A 25,241-nucleotide genomic window follows, 5' to 3' on the forward strand; every position below is an offset into this window, starting at 1 on the left:
AAAAATTTTATTGTTAAGCTCCCTTGCTTATCTTACAATTTTATGACTATATCTCTGATTGTATTTATCTTAGGACGCTTTCATGCTTTTAACTCACCATCATGTGAAAAATCAAACCCTAAGCATGTCTTTAAGATTATCGGAGGCACATGTAAGCCTATGCAACTTAAAAATAAAAACATTGCATATCATACAGGCAATAGCTGCTTTAGGATTGGCATTTTTATTAGGAGGTATACTAGCGTTATCTTCAGGGCAATCTTTAGCTTTTTCCTCTCCTCTACTTATTTTAGGGGCTGTTTTCGTTATCCTTAGCTCTCTGATTTTAATAATGCTAAGAAAACGTCTTTTGTCTATTTCCACACCGACTTTCTTAGATCTTACGTTATCAGGTGTTGCAAAGCGCTTGAAAAATACTTACACCCTAGGTCTAGTGCTTCCCTATGCAAATAAAATTAATAAAAATACGGAATATGTCTTTGTAAGCAATCCAAAGACCGGTATACAGCTATCTTTTTATAAAGGACATCCTATAAATGACCCTCTATTAAAAAATAAAGATTCTGCGATTATGCTCTGTACGAACTCTGACAGAGATTCCAGTTATGTAATTAATAGAACACTAGCATTAATTGGACGTATAGAAAAGGAATGTTGGAATGATATTACACAACCTAATTCCACGAAATTCCCCCCAGGTTCTATAGCTTATGGACCTTGGATAAATAAGTCTGAGGAAATAGCGCCTGCCTCTCATTTGATCTTTATCAACCCACCTACTATCGAAGTTCTTCTCTATACTAAACAATTACAAAGAGCTATTACCTTTCAAGATTTCAACCATAAGGAAGCCTTTAAAAATCTCGTAGATGCTTATCTCAAATGCTTCCGTATTTGTAGGGAAAATAAAATTACCTCGCTGCAGCTCGAACTTCTAGGATTAAATGATATTAGCTCACATCAAGAAGAATACGAAATGTGGTATTCTCAATGTGCCTTAGCCTTACTAGAAGCTATACGTATAGAAGAAAGATGCAAAGAACGAACGGTAAAACAAATTACCGTAAACAACCAAAAAGAACTCCCTCTGTTGTCTATCTTACAAAAAGCTTACAACAATTAAAATTCTGCTAAGCTTTTTGCTGCTTGAAGAATTTTCTCTTTCTGTGGAAGAACTTCATTTTCGAGTATCTTTGAGTAGGGAACAGGAGCATGTAATCCAGCAACACGACGGATAGGTGCATCAAGATACGAATATGCCTGTTCGGCTACAGTAGCAGCAAGCTCACTACCGAATCCACAAAACTCTGAAGCCTCGTGAGCAATAAGAAGTTTCCCTGTTTTCTTCACAGATTCTAAAACGGTAGCGAAATCACAAGGAACTATGGTTCGTAAGTCGATAACCTCAACAGAAATATCTAAAGCTTCTAATTCCCTAGCAACTTCCATACTCATAACCAAGGACATTCCCCAAGAAACAATTGTTAGATCCGAACCTGGATGAGTAATCGCTGCTTTACCGAAAGGCAAAACATAATCCGAAGAAAATACTGGGCAAGCGCTAAAAATACGTCGTTGATATAACGCCTTATGCTCTAAAAAAACTACTGGATTGGGATCACGAATTGCAGCTTTTAATAAAGCCTTTGCATCCGCAGCGTTAGACGGATACGCAACTTTAATTCCCGGACAATGTGCTAAAAATGCTTCTATACTTTGAGAATGGTAAGGACCACCTTGTATATACCCTCCACAAGGAGCTCTAATAACTAAAGGGATTTCCCACTCTCCTGCAGAACGGTAGTAAATACTAGAAGCTTCGGAAAATAACTGATTAATTCCTGGCCAGATATAATCAGCAAACTGAATTTCAGCAACAGGCTTATGAATACCATCCATAGCCATACCGATAGCAGTTCCTATAATTGTAGCTTCTGCTAACGGCGTGTTAAAACAACGTTCTATACCAAATTTATCAGTAAGATTTCTTGTAACACCAAAAACTCCACCTTTATCTCCAGCAACATCTTCACCGAAAACAACTACTCCAGAATCTCTGTTCATTTCTTCAATCAGAGCTTCCGTAATTGCGTCGCGCATTACTTTCGGTTGTGTATCGCGTAAACGCTGAGCTTCTAAAGAATCTTCATAATCAATTAGAGAAATCGTATGTGGAGAAAATACGTCATGACTTGTAGAACCTTTGCTAGGGAAAGGGAGCGCTTCAGCAAGTTCGCAAGCACGAGCAATCTCAGCTTCTGCTTCAGCTTTTATTTCTAAAATCTCAGCAGATGAAATACCGCATTCCTCTATCATTTGTCGTTCTAAACGAATTAGAGGATCATTACTTATGCAATGATCTAAGTCTTCACGACTACGATATTTCTCATGGTTATCAGAGTTGCTATGCGGCTCTAAACGCATAACTTTGATAAGAATTAAAGCAGGAATAGAATCATGTCTAGCTTGATCCACAGCTTTAGAAAATACATCTACCAGACCGAAATAATCGCCACCGTCTACTTCATATACTGAAAGACCCTGATAACTTTCTCCTAAACGAGCTAAGTCTGTAGAGCATTGATCTTTAAAAGGAACAGAAATTGCCCAGGCATTATTCTGGACTACTGTAACTAAGGGTAGCTTATGTAGGGCAACGTAATTTAACATCTCATGGAACTCTCCTTGAGATGTAGCTCCGTCTCCTCCAGAGACATAGACGACTTCTTTAGATTTTGTATGTTTCGCAGCCCAAGCCCGTCCTGCAGCCTGAAGAAATTGTGTACCGACAACACTAGACTGACAACAAATACGCAATTTTTTGTGGGAATAATGGTAGGGCATCATTCTACCAGAAGAATGATTGGGAGCTAATCTTGCAAGAAAAGAAGCAAAGATCTCGGAAAAATCACATCCTAACCCTATAGGAAATCCTTGATCTCTATAATAAGGGAAAGACCAATCTTTACCTGGGATGAGACTCTTTCCTGCGACAACTCCTGCAAGTTCATGACCAGCACAAGATAACTGGAAAGTTCCTCCAGAGTCGCTTTGTCGAGAAAGAAGGAGCATTTTGTTCTCAGCAAATCTTAAACTCCAGACTAATTTCAGAACTTCCTTAATAGAAGATCCTAGTTCATGCTGTATTGCTACCATACCTGCTCCTCGGATAGACTCACGCTATCCCTTATCTATACGGCGAAGTCGGAAAAAAAACCCTTTATTTTATCCAAGAAACTACGTTTCTTAGGGAAATTCTCTGCCTTTTCCGTAGTTGCGAACTTGCGGAGTAACTCCTTTTGTTCTTCTGATAGATTTTGTGGGGTCTCTACAGAAACTCGAACAAGTAAATCTCCGCGTCCTCTACCATGAACATTCGGGAATCCCTGATTCTTAATCTTAAGAATTGTTCCACTTTGGATTCCTTCAGGAACCGTAAGGCGGCACGTGCCTTCCTTCAAGAGGGTGGGGATTTCTTTCTTCATTCCTAAAGCTGCGTCGACAAAACCAATAGGCAATTCCAAAATCAGATCATCCCCGCGTCTCTCAAAAACAGGGTGCGTTTCTACATCAATAAAAACGTAGAGATCTCCAGCAGGAGCTCCGTTTTGCCCGGCATCTCCATAACCTTCCATCTTTAAACGCATTCCAGAATCAACTCCGGCAGGAATTTGTACATGAACATTGCGTTTATCTTTAATTCTTCCTTGTCCTCGACAATTGGAACAAGGATCCGTGATCACACGCCCCTCTCCACCGCACTCAGGACATGTTGATGCCATAGAAAAAAATCCACGACTCTGAACGATCTGTCCAGAACCTTTGCATCGATCGCAGCATTTAATTCCTTGCTCACTAGCAGCACCACTACCAGAACAAGTTTCACAAGTTTTATATCCAGAGACGAGGAGCTCTTTCTCTACGCCACGAGCAGCTTCTTCAAATGTTAGGGTGATATGAACTTTCTTACTAGCTCCCTGACGGGCTCCCGCAGGATCGCCACGCATGCCAAAAGCTTCTCCAAGACCACCAAATAGACCTTCAAAAAAGCTTCCGCCGCCACCAAACTCTCCGCCGAAAGCTCCCATAAAGGTGCGCAGAGCATCTTCCATGTTGCCCATGCCGCCCGCACCACCGAAACCACCGGCTCCGGCAAAAGGTCCGTCCTTACCATAGCGATCGTAAGATTCTCGCTTTTGAGGATCACTCAAAACTTCATAAGCTTCGGAGACTTCCTTGAAACGTTTTTCAGCCTCAGCATCTCCTGGATTTTTGTCAGGGTGATACTTAACGGCTAACTTACGGTAAGATTTTTTTATTTCCTCGGGCGAGGCAGTTTTAGAAACACCTAAAACATCATAGTAATCCATAAATCAAACACCACTAGATGGGATATTTTTCTAACGACTGCGGTATTTAGCTGCGGCTTTAGATTTAGCTCGCTTCTTTACTGAAGGTTTATCATAAAACCTGTGTGCTTTAGCAGCCTTTAAGATCCCTTCTTTATCAACTTTCTTTTTCAAAATTCTCAGAGCTCGATCTACAGGCTCACCAACTCTAACTTTAACACTGGGCATGCATTACCTTATTTCGCATAATAATCACTGTTAAGCCTAAAACAATACAGCTATACGTCTCACTCTGCTATGTTAGAGGCGCCTCGATTGTAACATCAGATCTATTACCCTTCAAGAGTTAGTTGACGTGCAACGCACTGAAAAAGCAGTAGGATTGATTTTAATCCAGCGTGCCTACTGATTGGAATATTGTTAAATTAAAAAAAACAAGAACAACTGCGGTAGTCTGGGATCAGTTGCTGACTACACTCCAAAAGCATAAGTTGAGAAACTACATTTCTCCTGATATGGTCAATTGAAGGTGCTACTTCTTCTATACGAATGCTATTTGAAAAACTATCAATGAAAAGTTGTGGATTGGGAGAGATGACGTGGTAGCAATTATTTGCTAAACAATACTCGGAAGCTTCTCCATAGGGTAATAAAATTCCGGGACCAACCCCGTTCTTTTCATAGATAAACCCATCTTCCGAGAGATCTGAGCTAAGAGTTAATACTCCGCCCTTCTTTCCTAAGGGAAGCATCAAAGCCTTTCCCTTGTCCTTCGGAGTCAAATATCCCTCCAAGGAACTATAACCTATCATAGGCACCTTTCGAGATAAGGCCAACCCCTGGGCAAAAGACAACCCAACACGCGTTGCAGAAAAATTCCCTGGACCAGCCGCAACTCCAATCCCCTGGAAACATAAAGAACTATTTTTAAAAATAAATTCTAGGACCAATCCTTGATCTGGACCAACGGGTAGATGCCAGTGTTTCAATACCTTCTGGTGGTCTACGTAGGCTAAAAATGGTTGATACCCAGAAGTATCAATAATAACATATCTATGAAAATGCATAATTCAAATTAGAATCGAACAGGTAAACTATAGCAACTAAAAAACTTTTAATCAAAAAAAATAACAAAACTAAATAATAAATAAGCATCTCTAAAGATTTAGAAATATTTAAACTCAGCATACAAACACAATAAATCTAAAATAGATTTATTACGTTCTAAAAAGCTTGAAAACTTTTCTTTAATCTAAAAATGTTGTTATTTTGATTGAACGACCGTTCATTCTCTTATTGCAAAGAGAATTCGGACAATCTCTTGTAAACTAGAAAATTGATAACAATTTTCTTGATTATCAGAAAATCTTTTACAGATCTTAGACAATTCAAATAGCTAGCAACAAGAGTGATACCGATGATCTGAAAATTATTCTAAATCAAGATCTGATAAAAAAACATGAGAAATTATTTAATCTGAAACATATAGGCAAAAATATTCGAGAATTGTTTTTTTTAAAAATCAAGAAAAACGATTTGCGTAAAACCCTCATCTTTTTTAATTCTTATTCCTTGGCTCTGCTATTTCTCTAGTAGTTGTGTAGGTGCACTAATTTCGATTATTTTGTAATATATCGAAAAGAGGATCTTTATTGTTGAAAGTGCTGCTATCAATAAGTTATCAGAGCAACTTAGATAAATGTATCCGATGATTTTAGTATAAGGACAATTGTGGACTCTACAATAAATAACGACTCTCAGATCTTGGATCCCAATCCTGAAGAAGTAGAAAAACTTTTAGATGAATCTGAGGAAGTCGAAGAAAAATCAGATGATCGTTCCTTACCTTCCGAATTATTTATCCTCCCACTAAATAAACGTCCTTTTTTCCCGGGTATGGCGGCTCCAATTCTTATAGAATCAGGACCCTATTACGAGGTATTAAAGCTTCTAGCAAAGTCTTCGCAAAAATACATAGGTTTAGTTCTTACCAAAAAGGAAGATGCGGACATTTTAAAAGTTGGTTTCAACCAGCTTTATCGTGTAGGTGTGGCAGCGCGCATCTTGCGTATTATGCCTATAGAAGGAGGCAGCGCGCAAATATTACTTAGCATAGAAGAACGCATCCGCATTGTAGAGCCTCTCAAAGATAAATATCTTAAAGCACGCGTCTCCTATCATAAAGACAATAAAGAACTAACAGAAGAGCTAAAAGCATATTCTATTAGTATTGTTTCTGTAATTAAAGACCTCTTAAAACTTAATCCCCTATTTAAGGAAGAGCTCCAAATCTTTCTTGGACATTCAGATTTTACTGAACCGGGAAAGCTCGCTGATTTTTCTGTAGCGCTAACAACAGCTACTAGGGAAGAACTTCAAGAAGTGCTTGAAACAACAAATATGCACGATCGTATTGATAAAGCTTTGATCCTCCTTAAAAAAGAGCTGGATCTTAGCCGTCTACAAAGTAGTATCAATCAAAAGATCGAAGCAACGATCACCAAAAGTCAGAAAGAATTCTTCTTAAAAGAACAGCTGAAAACGATCAAAAAGGAGCTGGGGCTAGAAAAAGAAGATCGCGCTATTGATTTAGAAAAATTCATGGACCGGTTAAAAAAACGCCAGGTCCCTGATTATGCCATGGAAGTTATTCAAGATGAGATGGAAAAACTCCAAACCTTGGAAACATCCTCAGCAGAATATACCGTATGCCGTAACTACTTAGATTGGTTAACTATCATTCCTTGGGGAATTCAGAGCAAAGAATACCACGATCTCAAGAAAGCTGAAGTAATTCTTAATAAAGACCACTACGGCCTGGAAGACATCAAACAACGTATTCTAGAACTGATTAGTGTGGGAAAATTATCGAAGGGTCTTAAAGGAAGTATTATTTGTCTAGTAGGGCCTCCAGGAGTAGGTAAAACAAGTATCGGTCGTAGTATAGCCAAAGTTTTACACCGTAAATTTTTCCGTTTTTCAGTAGGCGGAATGCGTGATGAAGCTGAAATCAAGGGACACCGACGCACCTACATCGGTGCTATGCCTGGAAAAATGGTCCAAGCATTAAAACAAAGTCAAGCTATGAATCCCGTCATCATGATTGACGAGGTTGATAAAATCGGTGCGAGCTACCACGGCGATCCTGCATCGGCCTTATTAGAAGTTTTAGATCCGGAACAGAATAAAGACTTCCTAGATCATTACCTTGACGTACGAGTAGATCTATCTAACGTTCTATTTATTCTAACGGCAAACGTATTGGATACTATTCCTGATCCTCTTTTAGATCGTATGGAAATTCTCCGTCTTTCAGGTTATATTCTTGAAGAAAAGCTCCAGATCGCAACGAAATATCTTGTTCCTCGAGCACGAAAGGAAATGGGGCTAACAGCTCGTGAGATTGTATTCCAACCCGAAGCTTTAAAGCATATGATTAATAACTATGCTAGGGAAGCTGGTGTGCGTACATTAAATGGAAACATTAAAAAAGTCCTAAGAAAAGTCGCACTTAAAATAGTTAAAAATCAGGAAAAGACGCATCCAAAACATACACAATATAAAATTAATGTAAGTAACCTTCAGGATTATTTAGGCAAGCCTATCTTCTCCAGCGATCGTTTTTATGACAACACACCTATCGGTGTCGCTACCGGATTAGCTTGGACATCTTTAGGAGGAGCTACTTTATATATTGAAAGTGTTCAAGTTCCTTCAATGAAAACTGATATGCATCTTACAGGACAAGCTGGAGATGTTATGAAAGAATCCTCTCAGATTGCTTGGACATATCTGCATAGCGCATTGGAACGTTATGCTCCTGGTTATAGCTTTTTCTCTAAATCTCAGGTGCACATTCATATTCCTGAAGGGGCAACACCTAAAGATGGTCCTTCAGCAGGTGTAACGATGGTGACTTCCTTATTGTCTTTACTTTTGGACACACCTATTTTAGAGAACTTAGGTATGACGGGTGAAATCACACTAACAGGACGTGTATTAGGAGTGGGAGGAATTCGCGAGAAACTCATAGCTGCACGTCGATCACGATTAAACGTCTTAATCTTTCCAGAGGATAACCGTCGTGATTATGAAGAACTGCCCGCCTATCTAAAAAAAGGTCTGAAGATTCATTTTGTTGCACATTATGACGATGTTTTCAAAGTTGCGTTTCCAGGCATTAATTAACTCTCATGAGATAATTTAGAGCCGTTTTCTTTATAAATTAACGGCTCTAAACTCCAACTAGAAAAAAAACTGTATATTTACAAACGTTCTCAAAATTTCTAAACTGCACATTCTTAAAATAAACCCATGCAGTAGACTTTCATGACCGTCCCTGGATTAACTCCCGATGTTGCTGTCCAAAAAAATCATACCAACCATACTATAACAACAGATCCGACAAAGAAAGTAGAAGGCAAGAAAGGCAGTAACCTTATTGCTCTAATTTGCATGCTTGTCTTAGCTTTGCTAACAGCAGTTATGATGGGAGGTTTTCTAGTTACACCATTTCTCCCTGAAGGGATTTACATTGGTATCACTGCCTTAGCCTCACTTCTTGTAGGCATGGTTCTATTTCCCATAATCATGAGCTGTTTATCAAAACCTCTCGTTGCTGTACGCCCTAGGGATTTAGATCTGTCCAAACTAGATACACGACACAACCGTCTACTTCATGAAATCATCAAAGATGATGAGAAAAAATATGCTCAAGAACAGGAAGGGAAAATCCGTAGAAGACAACGAAGAACTCTAAAAGCTCGTCCTCAGACACAAGCTCAAAGTACATCTTCTGATGAAACACCAAAACAACGAAGAAAAACTTCAACAGTTCTAAGTCTAATTCGGCCCAAAGGTTCCTCTACTAGCGCATCTTCTAATCTGTCCTCTTCTGATTCTGACTCAGATTCTGATTCCTCCAGCCCTAGAACACAACTTAACCCTGTAACCAAACCTTCTTTACCCTCGAAGTATCGCGATTACTTCAACTGCGTGGATTAAAAATAAAATTCATAATATCTAGAGATAAGTTCTAGTAGAGTATTTTTACTAGATTAGTTTATTCTATTTTTTTCCTCGGAAACTTTCCCCTAAATTTATGAGCTGTAGAGAATTAATCATTTTAGGTTGCTCTAGTCAACAACCTACGCGAACGCGTAATCAAGGAGCCTATCTATTTCGTTGGAATAACGAAGGCTTGCTTTTTGATCCAGGCGAGGGAACACAAAGACAATTCATTTTTGCTAATATTGCTCCCACCGTAGTCTCCAGAATTTTTATCAGCCATTTTCATGGGGATCACTGTTTAGGTTTGGGCTCCATGCTTATGAGGCTGAACTTAGATAAAGTTACCCATCCCATACACTGCTATTACCCAGCTTCAGGGAAAAAGTACTTCGATCGCCTACGTTATGGCACTATCTATCACGAAACCATAAATGTTGTAGAACACCCTATAGATAAAGAAGGAATTGTTGAAGATTTCGGCAATTTTCGTATTGAAGCGCGTAAACTCGATCACCTTGTAGATACTTTGGGGTGGAGAATCACCGAACCCGACACGATAAAATTCATTCCAGAAAAAATTAAAGCTTCAGGATTGCGTGGACCTATTATGCAAGATCTCATTCGCGATGATCAGGTAACAGTAAATGGAAATACTATATATCTTAAAGATGTAAGCTATGTAAGAAAAGGGGATAGCGTGGCTGTTATTGCCGATACTCTCCCTTGCCAATCTGTTATAGATTTAGCCAAAGATGCAAGGATCATGTTATGTGAAAGCACATATCTTGAAGAGCATCGTCATTTAGCAGAGAGTCATTACCATATGACAGCAAAACAAGCGGCTACGCAAGCTTTAGCTGCAGGAGCACAACAGCTTGTACTCACGCACTTTTCTGCGCGGTATTTAAATTCTAAAGAATTTGAATTAGAAGCTGGGAAAATTTTCCCTAATGTTGCTGCCGCTGAAGAATTCCGCAGTTATCCCTTTCCTAAAAACCCCTCTTCTAAATAAATCTCAGTAAGGAGATACTTTAGAAAAATATTTAGGGAAACTATGGTCTCTGCTTTTTATGCTTTTCTTGATTACCTAAAAAACATAAAAACAGCATCTCCTCATACTTTAAGAAACTATTGTATAGATCTAAACAGTTTTAAAAGTTTCTTAGAAAAACAGAATAAACTCTCTCCATCTGCACCTATTTGCTTACTTGCACAAGAAAGAAAAGAAGCCGAGCTCTCTTTCTCTTTATTTACGAAAGATCTAGTGCGTCTCTATATTTTAGAATTGATGCAAGAAAATAAAGCAAAACGCACGATAAAACGTCGCCTCTCAGCAATTAAAAGTTTCTCACAATATTGTATAAGACATCGGATTATCCTTGAGGATCCTACAGAAACAATTCACGGACCTAGGCTCCCTAAAGAATTACCCTCACCTATTACTTATGAACAAGTAGAAATCCTGATGGCGACCCCTGATCTATCGAAATATACAGGGTTTCGTGATCGCTGCTTACTAGAACTATTTTATAGCTCAGGATTACGTATTAGCGAAATCGTAGCTATCAATCATTGGGATATCGATTTTAATTCTAATCTTATCCGTATCCAAGGAAAAGGGAAAAAAGAACGTCTTGTCCCTATTACCCCTCATGCAGCCCAATGGTTACAACAATACCTAAATCATCCAGAAAGAACGACTATAGAACAAGACGCTCAAGCAATTTTTTTAAATCGTTTTGGAAAAAGATTAACCACGCGTTCTATTGATAGAAAATTTCAAAAATATCTTCGTCAATCAGGCTTGTCAGCGAATATCACGCCTCATACAATCCGTCATACGATCGCCACACATTGGCTAGAGAACGGTATGGACTTAAAAACGATTCAAGCACTTCTTGGACACAGTTCTTTAGAAACTACAACTATCTATACTCATGTATCTATGAAGCTTAAAAAGCAAACTCATGATGAGTCTCATCCCCATAGTTAAACCTTAGGCAAACCTCTTGTGCTCTAAGAGCCTCTTTGTTATGCTAGACGCTATGAGCATCGTACTTGACAAAATCGGCAAAACTTTAGGCACACGCGTACTGTTCGACGACGTTTCTGTCGTCTTCAATCCTGGAAATCGCTATGGATTAACAGGACCTAACGGCGCGGGGAAATCTACATTATTAAAAATAATCACAGGTTTCGTAGAGCCTACTCGCGGGTCAATTTCTTTACCTAAAAAAGTTGGAATCTTACGTCAAAATATTGATAGTTTTGGAGACATTTCTGTCATAGATTGCGTGATTATGGGTAATGCCCGTTTGTGGGATGCTCTGCAAAAAAGAGATGCTTTATACCTAGAAGAGTTCACCGATGCCATTGGTATCAAACTCGGCGAGATGGAAGAAATCATCGGCGAAGAAAATGGTTACCGAGCAGAATCTGAAGCTGAAGAGCTTCTCACAGGCATTGGTATTCCTGAAGAATTATTCAATAATAAAATGTCCACGATTCCTATAGATTTGCAGTTTCGTGTGCTTTTATGTCAGTCTTTGTTTGGTCATCCAGAAGCCCTACTTCTTGATGAGCCTACAAACCATTTAGACATTTATTCGATCAACTGGTTAGGAAATTTTTTAAAAGATTACGACGGCACTGTAATTGTTGTTAGCCACGACAGGCATTTCCTAAATACCATTACCACTCACATTGCTGATATTGATTATGACACCGTCATCATCTATCCAGGTAATTACGATGCGATGGTAGAAATGAAAACAGCTTCTAGAGATCAAGAGAAAGCTGACATTAAATCTAAAGAGAAAAAAATTGCTCAGCTTAAAGAGTTTGTTGCCAAATTTGGAGCAGGTTCTCGAGCAAGTCAGGTGCAATCTCGCTTAAGAGAAATTAAAAAGCTTCAACCTCAAGAATTAAAAAAATCCAATATTCAGCGTCCTTATATACGCTTCCCCTTGTCAGAAAAAGCTTCTGGGAAGGTGGTCTTTTCCATAGAGGGTATCACTAAAAGTTATAATAATGAAGATCCTGTATTTCAGCCTTTCTCTTTAGAGATCTATCAAGGAGATAAGTTAGGGATTATTGGAAACAATGGTCTTGGCAAAACTACATTAATGAAGCTTTTAGCCGGTGTAGAGTCCCCTAATCAAGGATCCATTAAAATTGGTCATCAGGTTGCTTATTCCTATTTTCCTCAGAATCATTCTGATGTCTTAAAGGATTGCGGAGACGAGACACTATTTGAATGGTTGCGCAACCGCAAAACAGGTATCAATGATCAAGAAATCCGTAGTGTTTTAGGAAAGATGTTGTTTGGCGGTGATGATGCCTTTAAACAAATTAAAGCATTGTCTGGAGGAGAAACCGCACGTTTGCTTATGGCAGGGATGATGTTGGAAAATCACAACGTACTTATTCTTGATGAAGCAAATAATCACTTAGACTTAGAATCTGTTTCTGCATTAGCCTGGGCCATTAATGATTATAAAGGGACATCCATATTTGTTTCTCATGATAGAACTTTAATCGACGAGTGCGCAACAAAACTTCTTATCTTCGATAAAGGTAAGATCACTTTCTTTGATGGAACCATGGCAGACTACACAAGCAGCAGCAAGCTAGCCTAAGCTGTGTAATAGTCTAGAATATATTTTATTGAGGGCATATGGAACCACAATTGATCTTAGGCTCTTCTTCTCCACGAAGAAAATCAATTCTACAATATTTTCGTATTCCCTTTACTTGCATCTCATCAAAATTCGAAGAACATGCTGTTCCCTATCAAGGTGATCCTATTGCATATTCACGAGAATTAGCTGTAGGGAAAGCCGAATCTATAGTCAAAGACCATAATCCTGAAGGTTTGATCCTTACTGCCGATACTGTTGTCGTCTATAAAGGAAAAATTTTCAATAAGCCAAACTCTTATGATGAAGCTATTGAAATGTTGAAAACATTAAGCGGTCAAACACATTTCGTAATCACCAGTATTGCTCTTTTCAAGGATCAGAAACTAGTAACTGGAGAAGAGACAACACAAGTGACATTTACTAAACTCCCAGAAGAATACTTAGGAAGGTATGTCCAGGCATTTTCTACTTTGGATAAATGTGGAGGCTATAGCATTCAAGAAGGCGGGGGATTAATTATTCATAATATCCAGGGCTGCTCATATAACGTCCAGGGTCTTCCTATTAAAACATTGCAACATCTCTTGTTGGAGTTCGACGTTAATTTATGGGATTATCTCGTTTAATCGCACCCCTAGGACTACTATTTAGTTTACCTTGTTTAGTTTTTGGCAACTTTCCTGATCCTTTAAGCCATAAGATCCTTTACACTAGCCAAAAATCTGTAGAACAAGCTCTTGTTGCCTATTTAGAAGCTTTAGATACTTATGGGGGACACGATTTTTCTTTATTAAGAAAAATCTCTGAGAATTGCTTGAGACAAGGATTACGCTCAGAAGATCCCTACAGAAGAAAAAGTACAATTATAGGTGCAGGTATTGTAGGTTCTTCAGAAGCATTAGAGATCCTCTCACAAGCTATGGAAACAGAAGATCCCCTGCAGCAACTATTAGTATTATCTGCTCTATCTTCGCACCTAGGGAAAACATCCGATGAGCTGTTATTCAAGGCTCTAGCCTCTGCCTATCCTGTGATTCGTTTAGAAGCAGCCTATCGCTTAGCGGGATCAAAAAATATTAAAGTTATCGATTACCTCCATTCTTTCATTTATAAGCTCCCTGAAGAAATCCAATGTCTTTCTGCTGCTATCTTCCTAAGATTAGAAACTGAAGAATCAGACACTTATGTACGCCAGCTGCTTTCATCAACAAAAACCACAACAAGAAATTACGCAGCCCTACTTATTGGAGAGTATCAACAAAAACGATTTCTACCTACATTACGGCATTTATTAACAAGCGCTTCTCCTTTAGATCGTGAAGCTGCTGTTTATGCTTTAGGTATGCTAAAAGATGGCCAAAGCTACAATGCTATAAAAAAACTCTCAGAAAGAAATGATCCTGATTTATCCTTGGCTGCTGCTCAAGCATTAATTGCTATTGGCAAAGAAGAAGAGGCTCTTCCTATTTTTGAAAAACAGATACAAGAAGAACGCTCGAATGCTCTCTACACAGGACGATTATTATCAAAAGAAGTGGGAGTTCCTCTACTTCTTCCTGTATTTTTAAATACCAAAAACAGCGAAGCAAAGTTAAATGCTGGCTTAGCATTAATACATTTAGGATGCACTCATCCTCACCTTCTTGACTACATTACAGAATGGTTAATACAACCACACTATAGCCAAGCACTTATTCCAGCATTTTCTAGAGGGCGCGCTACACAAGCATGGAAATGTCGAGGAATTATCCTTCCTCAAAATCCTACAGAACGTGCTAAGGCTTTATCAGCAATTCAGAGTTCTGAAGAACAAATTCTTATGTCCCTATTACAACTGCCCAAAGAAGCGTATCTTCCTTATATAGAAAAGATCCTATTAAGCCAAAAAACATCCCTAGCTTCTAAGGCAATAACTTTTTTAGCACATTCTTCACATCAACAAGCTTTAGAAATTCTTTCACGGGCTTCCCAGCTCCCTGGAGAACCTGTAATTCGTGCTTATGCTGATTTAGCTTTGTATAATCTTACTAAAGATCCTGAGAAAAAATTATCTCTACATCGTTATGCTCAGGATCTCATTCAAGAAACTTTATTGTTTATTGATACTGAAGATAAACAGCCCCATCCTGATTCTCCCTATCTTCGCTATCAGATCACTCCAGAAACACGAGCTAAGCTTATGTTAGATATCCTTGAAACTTTAGTAGCCTCGAAAACTCATGAAGATATCCGCTTACTCATCCAGCTTATGACACAAACGAAGGCAAAAAATAGTCATATTCTAGCTGGTCTGTTGATGAAAATCGTAGAATAATGGGAGATCTATGAAGCGTTGTTTCCCCTATCTCCTCGTATCCTCCCTCCTGGCATTTTCATTTTCAGCTGACGCATTAACGCATAAAGAAGCCGCAAAGAAAAAAGTCTCTTATCTTAGTCATTTTAAGGGGTTATCAGGAACTTTAGATATCGAAGATGGTGTGCTTAATATTCATAATAATCTTCGCATACAGGCAAATCGTGCCTATGTAGATAACGTTCCTGATCGTGGGATGAAGTTAATTGCCCACGGCAATGTGATGGTTAATTATCGAGGGAAGACATTAGTTTGTGATTACCTAGAGTATTACGAAGATACCGATTCGTGTCTTTTGACAAACGGTAGATTTGCTATGTATCCATGGTTTTTAGGTGGGTCAATGATGACATTGACTCCAGAAACTCTGATTATCCATAAGGGATATATATCCACATCCGAGGGGCCTAGAAAACATCTTTGCCTTTCTGGAGATTATTTAGAATACTCTTCTGACAATGTGCTCTCCATAGGGAAAACGACATTTAGCATTTGTAATATTCCTATACTCTTTCTTCCGCAATTTTCCATTATGCCTATGGAAATCCCTAAACCTCCAATTAATTTCCGTGGAGGTACGGGAGGTTTCTTGGGGTCGTATTTAGGAGTTAGCTATTCACCGATTTCTAAAAAGCATTTCCAATCTACATTTTTCTTAGATAGCTTTTTCAAGCACGGCATTGGTGTCGGTTATAACATGCATTTTTGCCAAAAAGACAATCCTGAAAATGTCTTTAATATGAAAAGTTACTATGCCCATCGTCTAGCGATTGATATGGCAGAACCTCGAGATCGCTATCGCTTTCATGGGAACTTTTCTCTATCAAGAAAACAAGCAAAATTATCAGGAGAATATCATGTTAGTGATAGTTGGGAAACCGTCGCAGATATTTTCCCCAATAATTTCTCGTTAAAAAATACAGGTCCTACGCAAGTTAGTCTAACATGGCGAGATACATTATTTGATGGCAGCTTATCTTCTTCGGTGAAGGTCAATCCTTTCCAGAATGTAAATCAGGAGCTTCCCTATTTATCTTTGAAGCAGCACCCTGTGAATATCAAAAATACGGGAATCTTTATTGAGAACCTGTTTGAGTGTGGGTACTTAAACTTTGCCTTTAGCAATAATATTCCAGGATCGAATTTTTCTTCATTACGAGCTTCAGCATCTCCTAAGATCTACCGTACAATTCCTTTGCTGATAGGAACGCTAACACCGACAGTATCTGCATCGGCGATTTACTACAGTAATGTTCCAAAGACTTCCTTAAGGCATACTCAAGCCTCGGCACAGGTAAATTTAGACTATCGTTTCTCAGCATATAAAAATTACCTCCATACAAAACATATCGTAGAACCTTTTATTTCTTTTACTTCGGCGACGCATCCTTTAGCAAAAAATCATGAACACTACATCTTTTCTATAAACGATGCCTTCTCCTCTCTACATTTATGTAAAGTTGGTATAGAGTCTTTCATATTAAATAGGGTTTCCCCTAGTGCTCCGCGAGCATCGGCAAAACTCTGGACAACGCAAATTTTTAAAAATACATTTGCTAGATCAACATTTCCAAAAACAGCATGTACGATTTCTCTACCTTTGGATCGTAAAAACACTTTATCTTTGGATGCTGAATGGATATGGAAAAAACATTGCTGGGATCACATGAATCTTCTTTGGCAATGGGTAGGAAGTGATAACGTAGGCTTAACGTTAGAGTTCCTTCATAGAAGTAAATATAGTCTTCTTAAATGTGATAAGGAAAACTATATCTTAGATGTTAGCCGCTCTCCTGAAGAGCTTTTTAATTCTCCTCTATCTGATCGTCGGAATCTCATTTTGGGGAAGGTTTTTATTCGTCCTCATCCCTGTTGGAATTACCATTTAACACTAAGATATGGCTGGCATAGGACAAATACACCAAGTTATCTTGAATACCAGATGATTTTAGGAACAAAAGTCTTTGAACATTGGCAGCTATATTCTGTGTATGAGAAACGAGAAGCAGATAACCGCTTCTTCTTCTATCTAAAATTAGATAAACCTAAACGCCTATTTAATAAATAATCTTTGGATAAGAAAGATAAGGATTTCTAAAAGACTTAGAGAAATCCTTGAAATAAAGAACTAAGAGGCGCGATCCTCTTCCTTTAAATGAGCATTATAACGACGTCGTATCTTTTCTAATGCTGCTTTAAATTTCTTAGGATCTTTAGGCTCTTCCATCTTATCAATGTATAAAACACCAAGAAGATGATCGTTTTCATGCATGATAATACGTGCTGGGAATCCCTCTAACTTTTCTGTGAATTCCTGACCATCAAGATTAAGAGCGGTTACGGTAATACTTTGAGGACGATAAACATCTGCGCGCAATCCAGGGATAGATAAACACCCTTCCCTACCAATTACAAGATCTTCAGAAGGATTGGAAAGAACAGGATTGATGTATACCTTAGGAAAGTCACAAAAGATCAAATCTCCATCCTCTGTTTCTCCCTCAACACACATAACAAAAAGACTTACACTTTCTCCCACTTGAGGAGCAGCTAAACCTACACCTTTATGAGCTACCATAGTCTCATACATATCCTGAACTAACTGACGAATCTCAGCAGTAATTTCAGGAATTATATCAGCCTTTCTACGTAATGTATGGCTGCCGTAGTATTCTAATTCTCTAATCATTATTTATCACCCGCAGATTAAGCTACTAATTAGCTTCTTCTATTAAATAGAAGGGACAGACCGTAGGTAATAATGAAGGATGCTCTATCTCTTCCTGAACTTCTTCTACAGAAAACGTTGTAGCGACAGGTAGTAGACCACAGAAACAGAATATATAGAAGATTTTTTTCATAAGATCATGACTGTTTAAAATTTATTTCCTAAGAATAAATATCTCACCTTACATAAAGATTCGTCATCTTTAATAGAGATGTTATTCATTAGGGACTTCCTCTCCATCCGGAGAAACTTGTTCTAGAGCGTTGACAGGGAGCTCTTGAGAATTTTTTCCTAAGTGTGTTGTGGCGAAAGATAAAAGCAGGCAGCTAAAACAAAAAGCTACGGCAAGCCAAGCTGTTACTTTCTTTAAGATATCTGGGGTAGATACACCAAAAACAGAATCTCCTGAATCTACACCAAAAGAAGAACCTAGTCCCATGCTCTTGCTTTCTTGAATCAAAATCAATCCACAAAGAATTACGCACAACAGAAGAAAAATAAATAAAAATGAATAAAACAAGCCAGTCACGACGCTTCTCCTAAATCAACAAACCTACTTGGGGTGAATTTCTAGCCCTTTAATTTATTATCTTCTCATCTACAGTCTCAAAAAAACAAAGCACTGCTTAGCATGTAAAAGATCTTTTTCTATGCAGGCTTCTCAATAGTCTGTAAAAATCCCTAAAAAGGCTCAGATAACATTCTCTTATAAAACTAAATTAATCACCATATTGAAAAACATTTTATTGCTTTGAAACACTATTCTCAGACTGAACTCTAGCATAATTTATGAAAATTTTTCATAAACCATCGATTCAAAAATCAATAAAATTTTTCATATCACAAAATCTAGAGGTTAAAGTTCTCTATAACGCTGGCAAAAACTTTAGGATCTAGGGAAGCTCCCCCAACTAACAAACCATCTACGTCTGGACAATGAGCAAAGCCCTCAGCGTTATCGGCCTTTACAGAACCTCCATAAAGAATAGAAATTGTATCGGCTTTTTCTTTTGAGAATATCCGAGCAAGAACCTCGCGACAAAACGCATGGACTTCTTGTACGTCTGCAGTTGAGGCAACTTTACCGGTACCTATTGCCCAAACAGGCTCATAAGCAATGATTACAGAAGCAGTTTCAGGAAGCTGAGCCAGACCCAACATTAACTGATTAGATAAAATATCTTTTGTCGTGCCCTTCTCTCTGGCTTCTAAAGTTTCTCCGATGCATAACACTGGGACAACTCCCTCACGAGATGTAGCTGCAACTTTAAGAGCGATTGTAGCATCTTCTTCATGAAAGATATGACGACGTTCTGAATGTCCTAAAAGCACATAATCTACATCAAATTCTTTGAGCATAGGCAGGGACACTTCTCCCGTAAAAGCTCCAGAACTATCCTGGTGGATATTTTGCGCACCCAACCAAATAGGATAGTTAGAATTTTTTATCACCTCACCACAAGCACTTAATGCCGTGAATGCGGGAGTAATACCGACTACAGACGCAGGTAATGTCTCTTTAAGCAGTGGACCTAAAACAGCTATGTATTCCTTAGCTTCTTTAACTGTCTTATACATTTTCCAATTACCAAAAACATAACTCTTACGTTCCATCTATGTCCTCAATTTGTTATTTAACACCCATATCTCACTATAGACACGGATTCACCGTTCTTGCTAGTTTTCTACTAAGAAGGTAATTTATTTTAAAAATAAATAGAACTTGAAACCTCTCGGTATTCCAGAGCATGACAACTTCATCTTCTCCTCAAGCAGTAACGACTCTTACAGAATCTATAAAGAATCTCCTTGAGTCCAATTTTTGCCACATTGTGGTCAAAGGAGAGTTAAGTAATGTTTCATTACAACCTAGTGGGCATTTATATTTCGGTATTAAAGATAATAAATCTTTTTTAAATGGGGCTTTTTTCCATTTTAAAAGTAAATATTTCGATCGTCGTCCTAAAGATGGTGATTCTGTAATCATTCATGGGAAACTCACGGTATATGCTCCACGAGGTCAATACCAAATTGTAGCCCACGCCTTAGTTTATGCTGGAGAGGGAGATCTCTTACAAAAATTTGAAGAGACTAAGAAGCGTCTCGCTGCTGAAGGTTATTTTGCTATAGAGAAAAAACAAACCCTTCCTGCCATCCCTAAATGTATCGGAGTGATTACCAGCCCTACAGGTGCAGTAATTCAAGATATTTTACGTATTCTTTCTCGTCGTTGTTATCAATACAAACTTCTTATTTATCCTGTAACAGTCCAAGGAACAACGGCAGCGAAAGAGATTTCTCAAGCTATTGAAGTAATGAATCAAGAACAACTAGCGGATGTTCTTATTTTAGCACGCGGTGGCGGTAGCATTGAAGACCTCTGGGCTTTCAATGAAGAAATCATTATCAAAGCGATAGACGCTAGTTCGATTCCCATCATTTCTGCTGTAGGTCATGAAACTGACTATACACTATGCGATTTTGCTGCGGATGTTCGAGCTCCCACACCTTCTGCTGCTGCAGAAATTGTTTGTCAAAGTAGTCAACAGCAAATCCAGGTATTTAAAAGTTATTTACACTACCTAAATGCGCATTCACAACAACTTCTTTCAGGGAAAACAAAACAAATTCAGCAATGGAAGCGTTATTTAGATCACGTAGATTTTTTCCGTTCAGCGCAGCAGTCTTTAGACTACCTTTGCTTATCCGTACAACGGTCTATACAAACAAAGCTTTCACAATGCAAACAGCGTTATACACAATATACGCGGTGGCTGCAAAGTGACGTGTTACAACGTATGAAGTACCGTCTTCAGGATCTTTGGAAAATGATCGTTCAGGCCTTCCACAATCGCCTACGCGCTTTAAAACACCTCTGTGTACATATGAAAAAAAATCTTGTTTTTCATAATACACAGCTGTTTTCTCAAAGACTAGATCCTTGGAAACAACAAATTCATAGAGCTTTATCTCAACGCTTAAGATATTTTCATCAATCCTTAGAACACAAGCAAACACTATTAAAACATTTTAAAATTAAATTAAATCAGCAATTTATTAAGGAAAAACATGCTCTTAATCTTTTAAAGAAACGTTTAATTAGTATTTTTATCAATACTGTATACGAGCATCGAGAGCACTATTTTCGCACTCGCGAAAATCTTATACTTTCCCTACACCATCTTGTAGAAAGAAATCGGGAAAAATATCACACAGCCTCTAAACAACTGAGTTCATTAAATCCTAAAAATGTTTTAAAACGTGGGTATGCTATGCTCTTTGACTTTAATGAAAATTTCGCTATTATCTCCGCAAAAAGCTTACATAAACATAGTTGTGTAAGATTACGTCTGCAGGATGGGGAAGCCACTCTTACTGTAACGGATATTCAGAATTTTGAAACTCAAGAGTCTTAAACCATGGAAGAAATTCCCTTTGAAAAGGCTATGGAAAGGTTAGAAGAGATCGTAGATCTCATGAATCAACCTTCGACATCTTTAGATTCTTCTTTAAAGCTTTATGAAGAAGCAGATGCGCTAATGCGTATTTGCGAGTCACGTATTCATAAAGCAGAAGAACGTGTACGTGAGTTATCAGAAAAGCGAAATGAAGATCTTCTTTCTGAAGAAGAATCTTTCGCGCACTAATTGTAGAGTGAGCGATGTTACCTAAGGATTTAGATTCCATAATTCAAGAACTTCGTTCCCTACAAAATTACTTAGATTCTCTTGATTCTTTGGATGATATTTTAGTTACTTATGAAAAAATGTTTTCTTTAATACACCAGGGTTTAGATCAGATCTTAGTCAAAGATCAACAATGTTATATTCTTTCCGTACAGCCTAATGGCACGATTCTAAAAGATACGTTAGACCAGCCTGTTTTACAAACATTTGCTATGACCACAAAGCCATGACTTCTCAATTTTTCTCTATTTTAAGTCAGATATCCTCTCCTGCAGATCTAAAAAAGCTTTCTTTTGCTGAGCTTGCTCTTCTTGCTGAGCAAATGCGTCATAAAATTATTTCTGTTCTCACCAAAACTGGAGGGCATCTAGCTTCTAATTTAGGTATCATTGAATTAACGATAGCTTTGCATTATGTGTTCTCCTCTCCTGAGGATAAATTTATCTTTGATGTCGGTCATCAAGCCTATCCTCATAAATTACTTACTGGAAGGAATACTGCGGAATTTAATCGGATTCGTCATGATCATGGTTTGAGTGGATTTACCTCGCCTTTTGAAAGTGTCCATGACCTTTTCTTCTCAGGTCATGCAGGCAACGCACTTTCGTTAGCTTTAGGCATGGCAAAGGCTACAGAAAATTCTAGAACTCACGTTCTTCCTATTCTTGGTGACGCAGCTTTTTCCTGCGGATTAACTCTAGAAGCATTGAATAACATAAATCCCGATCTATCTAAATTCATTGTCATTTTAAATGACAACAACATGTCCATTTCTCAAAACGTGGGTGTCATGTCTAAGAGTTTATCTCGATGGATACACCATCCCAAATTCAGTTTACTTTCTAGAAAGTTAGAAAAATGGCTAATGAAGATCCCCCGTTACGGCAATAGTATAGCTAAACGCTCGCATAAAGTATCTACCTGCTTAAAATCTTTCTTCTGTCCCATTCCTATTTTTGAGCAGTTTAACTTAGCCTATATGGGACCTGTAGACGGTCACAACATAAAAAAGTTAGTATCTCTATTTCAAACTGTACGTGATTTACCTTTCCCTATTCTTATTCATGTCTGTACAAAAAAGGGTAAAGGGCTAGAAATCGCCCAAGAAAATCCCTCCAAATACCATGGAGTGAAGGCAAATTTTAATGCTGCTGCAGAAGATAAGCTACTTCCCACGGTTAAGCCACAGCTTACCTATCCCGACATCTTTGGAAAAACACTCTGCTCTCTTGGAGAAAGCTCTCCGAATTTACATGTTATTACTCCAGCGATGTCTTTGGGATCACGATTAGAAGCTTTTAAAGAGAAATTCCCAGAACGTTTTGTAGATGTGGGCATTGCTGAAGGCCATGCCGTAACGTTTTCAGCGGGCATTGCCAAAGCCAATGCTCCTGTTATTTGTTCTATTTATTCTACATTCTTACATCGCGCTATGGATAATCTATTCCATGACGTATGTTTGCAAAGTCTACCGGTAATCTTTGCTATAGATCGTGCAGGCTTAGCTTATGGTGATGGCTGCAGCCATCACGGCATTTACGATTTGGGTTTCCTTCGTGCTATGCCCAATATGATTATCTGCCAGCCAAGAAGCGCAATAGTTTTCCAACAACTTCTTCAATCTTCACTTCAATGGACACGTCCTTCTGCAATTCGCTATCCTAATATCGCAGCACTTCAAGGTGATCCTATAGCTACAGATATCCATATGCATCGTGATCCAGGATTAGGAGAAATTCTCAGTCAGGGAGAGGATGTATTGATCGTAGGTCTTGGGCACATGTGTAGCGCTGCCCTATCGATAAAATTGCAACTACTTGCTCACGGAATTTCCGCAACTGTTGTTGATCCTATATTCATCAAACCTTTTGATAATAATCTCTTTAGCATCCTATTGATGCACCATTCTAAAGTCATCATTATAGAAGAGCACTCTATCCGCGGAGGTTTAGCCTCGGAATTTAATGATTTCCTAGCTACCTACAGCTTTAAAGTTGATGTCTTACACTTTGGCATCCCCGATGCGATCTTTTCTCATGGGGATAAGGATAGTTTATTAAAAAGGGTGGGATTAGATACTGATAGCATGGTTAAACGTATTCTTACACACTTTAACTTCCGCACAAAAAAATCGCCGTCTAACAAACTGAGTATTGTTTAAATATGATTTGCTTGGGAATTATGAAATTCTCTAAATAGCCTCTCTACCAGTTAACCTATTACGGAAGCTACAAATGTAGTCGTTCCACAGCAACGGCTAAAAGGTGATAAATATAACGTAGGAAGACATTGATCCGCTTGCAACATGATTGGGGATAAAATCGGAAGGCAGGGAATGTAACTACGCGTACGCACTTTGGAATAGTATAACCAAGTCTCCATGAGAGATTCCTAGAGTATTTATTGAAATGTTTATTAGAAACAAAATCCTAGGGATTAAACCCCTATTCTTCTGTAATCTTGACGAAAGATAATATCATATTGTGCTTTCTATTTCTTTCTTTTTCGTTAAAAAAAACGTCTTTATAAAATAAAAAAATCACTAATAAAAAAATGAAATTAAAATTTTATATATTTAATTTATATTTTAAATATATAAAGTAAAAACCTTCTTTAAGAAGGTCTCTAGGGCCTCTTAAGAATGCGAAGATAGAAGATGAAAAAGTTTTATATAATCATCGAGAGAAAGTGTTTCTGGACGAGTTTTTTCAGAAAGTTTTAATTGATTTAGAGCTTCAAAAACTTGTTCTTTAGGATAAAGATCTTTAAGAGAATTAGCCAGGAGCTTTCTTCTCTGTCCAAAAGCTGCCCGAGTTAAAGAAAAAAATTGCGCATGAAGAGGGGCCTCTAAAGGAAAGGTTTCTTTCACTGTCATATGGACAACCGCTGAGGATACCTGAGGTTTGGGTAAAAAACAGCCTGGGCTGACTTTAAAAGCATAGCGCACGTCAGCGAAAAACTGCAAAAAGATAGTCAATGATCCGTATTCTTTCCCTCCCGGCTGAGCGGTAATACGACGAGCAACTTCATCTTGCATCATCACCGTGACCGTTTTCCATTGGTTAGGAATTTCTAAGAACAACTTTGTTAACAGAGGTGTTGTGATATGATAAGGAAGGTTCGCAACCACCCTTCCTTTCCCCCGATAACCTTTGGTTTGCAGTTGCGCTAGAGGATATTTACAAGCGTCTGTAATTTCTAAATCTATAGGAAGTTGCTTTAATGTTTCCTCAAACATGGAATCTTTTTCTAAAGCAATAACGCGGGCTCCCTGATCAACGAGTACTTCGGTAAGAGCTCCGAATCCTGGTCCTATTTCTAGAACCCAATCTCCCGCTTCCACACAAGAAACAGAAAGAATTTTTCTTAGAATATTCCCATCTATTAAAAAGTTCTGCGATAGGCCTTTTTTAGGACGCCCATGAACCTGGGCTAAAAACTTAGTAAGTTGTTCAGGAGAACTACGTGACAAGC

General features: G+C 38.2%; 23 protein-coding genes. 13 read left to right on the top strand and 10 right to left on the bottom strand.

Features of this window, described 5'->3' with window-relative positions; all coding sequences use genetic code 11:
- The first annotated feature begins 82 nt into the window (after nt 1–82).
- Entirely contained in the window at nt 83–1,123 is a 1,041-nt protein-coding gene (locus O6937_RS04145) for a hypothetical protein (RefSeq protein ID WP_332390394.1), read from the top strand.
- Here the strand turns inward: O6937_RS04145 and O6937_RS04150 are convergent.
- The 4 genes from O6937_RS04150 to O6937_RS04165 form a co-directional block, all read right to left on the bottom strand.
- Nucleotides 1,120–3,156, bottom strand: coding sequence for an alpha-ketoacid dehydrogenase subunit alpha/beta (locus tag O6937_RS04150; RefSeq protein WP_332390395.1), 2,037 nt, complete (start codon nt 3,154–3,156; stop codon nt 1,120–1,122). The two genes, O6937_RS04145 and O6937_RS04150, sit on opposite strands and share 4 nt — an antisense overlap.
- Before the next feature lie 35 nt (nt 3,157–3,191).
- Nucleotides 3,192–4,370, bottom strand: coding sequence for a molecular chaperone DnaJ (gene dnaJ / locus O6937_RS04155; RefSeq protein ID WP_332390396.1), 1,179 nt, complete (start codon nt 4,368–4,370; stop codon nt 3,192–3,194).
- 30 nt (nt 4,371–4,400) lie between these two features.
- Nucleotides 4,401–4,577, bottom strand: a complete 177-nt coding sequence (gene rpsU, locus O6937_RS04160; RefSeq protein ID WP_006343002.1) for a 30S ribosomal protein S21 — start codon at nt 4,575–4,577, stop codon at nt 4,401–4,403.
- Between the two features lie 197 nt (nt 4,578–4,774).
- Nucleotides 4,775–5,416 carry a tRNA threonylcarbamoyladenosine biosynthesis protein TsaB gene (locus tag O6937_RS04165; RefSeq protein WP_332381246.1) on the bottom strand — a complete coding sequence of 214 codons (642 nt, stop codon included), beginning with the start codon at nt 5,414–5,416 and terminating at the stop codon, nt 4,775–4,777.
- A 664-nt stretch (nt 5,417–6,080) separates the two neighbouring features.
- On the opposite strand from O6937_RS04165, the gene lon reads away from it, so the two are divergent.
- The 8 genes from lon (at nt 6,081) to O6937_RS04205 (ending at nt 17,421) form a co-directional block, all read left to right on the top strand.
- The gene (lon, locus tag O6937_RS04170; RefSeq protein ID WP_332390397.1) at nt 6,081–8,537 is read left to right on the top strand and encodes an endopeptidase La; all 2,457 of its coding nucleotides are present in this window, start codon (nt 6,081–6,083) and stop codon (nt 8,535–8,537) included.
- Nucleotides 8,538–8,678: 141 nt separating this feature from the next.
- A complete protein-coding gene (locus O6937_RS04175) occupies nt 8,679–9,353 on the top strand; it encodes a hypothetical protein (protein ID WP_332390398.1) in 675 nt (224 codons plus the stop codon).
- A 97-nt stretch (nt 9,354–9,450) separates the two neighbouring features.
- On the top strand, nt 9,451–10,371 hold the full coding sequence (locus O6937_RS04180; RefSeq protein WP_332390399.1) for a ribonuclease Z: 921 nt from the start codon (nt 9,451–9,453) through the stop codon (nt 10,369–10,371).
- 42 nt (nt 10,372–10,413) lie between these two features.
- Entirely contained in the window at nt 10,414–11,352 is a 939-nt protein-coding gene (locus tag O6937_RS04185; RefSeq protein ID WP_332390400.1) for a tyrosine recombinase XerC, read from the top strand.
- Between the two features lie 52 nt (nt 11,353–11,404).
- Complete coding sequence (locus tag O6937_RS04190; RefSeq protein ID WP_332390401.1) at nt 11,405–12,997, top strand: ABC-F family ATP-binding cassette domain-containing protein; 1,593 nt, start codon at nt 11,405–11,407, stop codon at nt 12,995–12,997.
- A 38-nt stretch (nt 12,998–13,035) separates the two neighbouring features.
- Nucleotides 13,036–13,626, top strand: a complete 591-nt coding sequence (locus tag O6937_RS04195; RefSeq protein WP_332390402.1) for a Maf-like protein — start codon at nt 13,036–13,038, stop codon at nt 13,624–13,626.
- Entirely contained in the window at nt 13,608–15,314 is a 1,707-nt protein-coding gene (locus tag O6937_RS04200; protein WP_332390403.1) for a HEAT repeat domain-containing protein, read from the top strand. Before O6937_RS04195 ends, O6937_RS04200 begins: the two co-directional genes overlap by 19 nt.
- A gap of 10 nt (nt 15,315–15,324) precedes the next feature.
- On the top strand, nt 15,325–17,421 hold the full coding sequence (locus tag O6937_RS04205) for a CT351 family outer membrane beta-barrel protein (RefSeq protein WP_332390404.1): 2,097 nt from the start codon (nt 15,325–15,327) through the stop codon (nt 17,419–17,421).
- 60 nt (nt 17,422–17,481) lie between these two features.
- Here the strand turns inward: O6937_RS04205 and def are convergent, their stop codons facing one another.
- From def to tpiA, 4 genes are all read right to left on the bottom strand, one after another.
- Nucleotides 17,482–18,042, bottom strand: a complete 561-nt coding sequence (gene def, locus O6937_RS04210; RefSeq protein ID WP_332390405.1) for a peptide deformylase — start codon at nt 18,040–18,042, stop codon at nt 17,482–17,484.
- Nucleotides 18,043–18,067: 25 nt separating this feature from the next.
- Nucleotides 18,068–18,214 (bottom strand): hypothetical protein, encoded by a 147-nt coding sequence (locus tag O6937_RS04215; RefSeq protein ID WP_332381230.1) that lies wholly within the window; start codon nt 18,212–18,214, stop codon nt 18,068–18,070.
- An 81-nt stretch (nt 18,215–18,295) separates the two neighbouring features.
- Nucleotides 18,296–18,610, bottom strand: coding sequence for a preprotein translocase subunit SecG (secG, locus tag O6937_RS04220; RefSeq protein ID WP_332390406.1), 315 nt, complete (start codon nt 18,608–18,610; stop codon nt 18,296–18,298).
- Between the two features lie 320 nt (nt 18,611–18,930).
- On the bottom strand, nt 18,931–19,695 hold the full coding sequence (gene tpiA, locus O6937_RS04225; RefSeq protein WP_332390407.1) for a triose-phosphate isomerase: 765 nt from the start codon (nt 19,693–19,695) through the stop codon (nt 18,931–18,933).
- Nucleotides 19,696–19,829: 134 nt separating this feature from the next.
- Between tpiA and xseA the strand changes: the two genes are divergently transcribed.
- Genes xseA through O6937_RS04245 form a run of 4 tightly spaced genes read left to right on the top strand, consistent with a single transcriptional unit; the run spans nt 19,830 to nt 23,928 of the window.
- Nucleotides 19,830–21,497 carry an exodeoxyribonuclease VII large subunit gene (gene xseA, locus O6937_RS04230; protein ID WP_332390408.1) on the top strand — a complete coding sequence of 556 codons (1,668 nt, stop codon included), beginning with the start codon at nt 19,830–19,832 and terminating at the stop codon, nt 21,495–21,497.
- A gap of 3 nt (nt 21,498–21,500) precedes the next feature.
- Nucleotides 21,501–21,728, top strand: coding sequence for an exodeoxyribonuclease VII small subunit (locus O6937_RS04235; protein ID WP_332390409.1), 228 nt, complete (start codon nt 21,501–21,503; stop codon nt 21,726–21,728).
- Nucleotides 21,729–21,742: 14 nt separating this feature from the next.
- Nucleotides 21,743–21,997, top strand: coding sequence for a hypothetical protein (locus O6937_RS04240; protein ID WP_332390410.1), 255 nt, complete (start codon nt 21,743–21,745; stop codon nt 21,995–21,997).
- Entirely contained in the window at nt 21,994–23,928 is a 1,935-nt protein-coding gene (locus O6937_RS04245) for a 1-deoxy-D-xylulose-5-phosphate synthase (RefSeq protein WP_332390411.1), read from the top strand. The genes O6937_RS04240 and O6937_RS04245 overlap by 4 nt, the downstream gene beginning before the upstream one ends.
- 50 nt (nt 23,929–23,978) lie before the next feature.
- On the opposite strand, the gene O6937_RS04250 is transcribed toward O6937_RS04245, so the two are convergent.
- Complete coding sequence (locus O6937_RS04250; RefSeq protein ID WP_332390412.1) at nt 23,979–24,149, bottom strand: hypothetical protein; 171 nt, start codon at nt 24,147–24,149, stop codon at nt 23,979–23,981.
- 253 nt (nt 24,150–24,402) lie between these two features.
- Entirely contained in the window at nt 24,403–25,239 is an 837-nt protein-coding gene (gene rsmA / locus O6937_RS04255; protein ID WP_332390413.1) for a 16S rRNA (adenine(1518)-N(6)/adenine(1519)-N(6))-dimethyltransferase RsmA, read from the bottom strand.
- Between the last annotated feature and the right edge of the window lie 2 nt (nt 25,240–25,241).

Source organism: Chlamydia sp. 04-14 (assembly GCF_036632095.1).
GTDB lineage: Bacteria > Chlamydiota > Chlamydiia > Chlamydiales > Chlamydiaceae > Chlamydia.

Coding starts and splice junctions, on each gene's coding strand:
- O6937_RS04240 (WP_332390410.1), top strand. CDS start 21,743: ATGTTACCTAAGGATTTAGATTCCATAATTCAAGAACTTCGTTCCCTA.
- def (WP_332390405.1), bottom strand. CDS start 18,042: ATGATTAGAGAATTAGAATACTACGGCAGCCATACATTACGTAGAAAG.
- O6937_RS04205 (WP_332390404.1), top strand. CDS start 15,325: ATGAAGCGTTGTTTCCCCTATCTCCTCGTATCCTCCCTCCTGGCATTT.
- O6937_RS04190 (WP_332390401.1), top strand. CDS start 11,405: ATGAGCATCGTACTTGACAAAATCGGCAAAACTTTAGGCACACGCGTA.
- dnaJ (WP_332390396.1), bottom strand. CDS start 4,370: ATGGATTACTATGATGTTTTAGGTGTTTCTAAAACTGCCTCGCCCGAG.
- O6937_RS04195 (WP_332390402.1), top strand. CDS start 13,036: ATGGAACCACAATTGATCTTAGGCTCTTCTTCTCCACGAAGAAAATCA.
- O6937_RS04250 (WP_332390412.1), bottom strand. CDS start 24,149: ATGGAGACTTGGTTATACTATTCCAAAGTGCGTACGCGTAGTTACATT.
- O6937_RS04215 (WP_332381230.1), bottom strand. CDS start 18,214: ATGAAAAAAATCTTCTATATATTCTGTTTCTGTGGTCTACTACCTGTC.
- O6937_RS04200 (WP_332390403.1), top strand. CDS start 13,608: ATGGGATTATCTCGTTTAATCGCACCCCTAGGACTACTATTTAGTTTA.
- O6937_RS04150 (WP_332390395.1), bottom strand. CDS start 3,156: ATGGTAGCAATACAGCATGAACTAGGATCTTCTATTAAGGAAGTTCTG.
- O6937_RS04245 (WP_332390411.1), top strand. CDS start 21,994: ATGACTTCTCAATTTTTCTCTATTTTAAGTCAGATATCCTCTCCTGCA.
- O6937_RS04145 (WP_332390394.1), top strand. CDS start 83: ATGCTTTTAACTCACCATCATGTGAAAAATCAAACCCTAAGCATGTCT.
- xseA (WP_332390408.1), top strand. CDS start 19,830: ATGACAACTTCATCTTCTCCTCAAGCAGTAACGACTCTTACAGAATCT.
- tpiA (WP_332390407.1), bottom strand. CDS start 19,695: ATGGAACGTAAGAGTTATGTTTTTGGTAATTGGAAAATGTATAAGACA.
- O6937_RS04185 (WP_332390400.1), top strand. CDS start 10,414: ATGGTCTCTGCTTTTTATGCTTTTCTTGATTACCTAAAAAACATAAAA.
- O6937_RS04165 (WP_332381246.1), bottom strand. CDS start 5,416: ATGCATTTTCATAGATATGTTATTATTGATACTTCTGGGTATCAACCA.
- rpsU (WP_006343002.1), bottom strand. CDS start 4,577: ATGCCCAGTGTTAAAGTTAGAGTTGGTGAGCCTGTAGATCGAGCTCTG.
- O6937_RS04180 (WP_332390399.1), top strand. CDS start 9,451: ATGAGCTGTAGAGAATTAATCATTTTAGGTTGCTCTAGTCAACAACCT.
- O6937_RS04235 (WP_332390409.1), top strand. CDS start 21,501: ATGGAAGAAATTCCCTTTGAAAAGGCTATGGAAAGGTTAGAAGAGATC.
- O6937_RS04175 (WP_332390398.1), top strand. CDS start 8,679: ATGACCGTCCCTGGATTAACTCCCGATGTTGCTGTCCAAAAAAATCAT.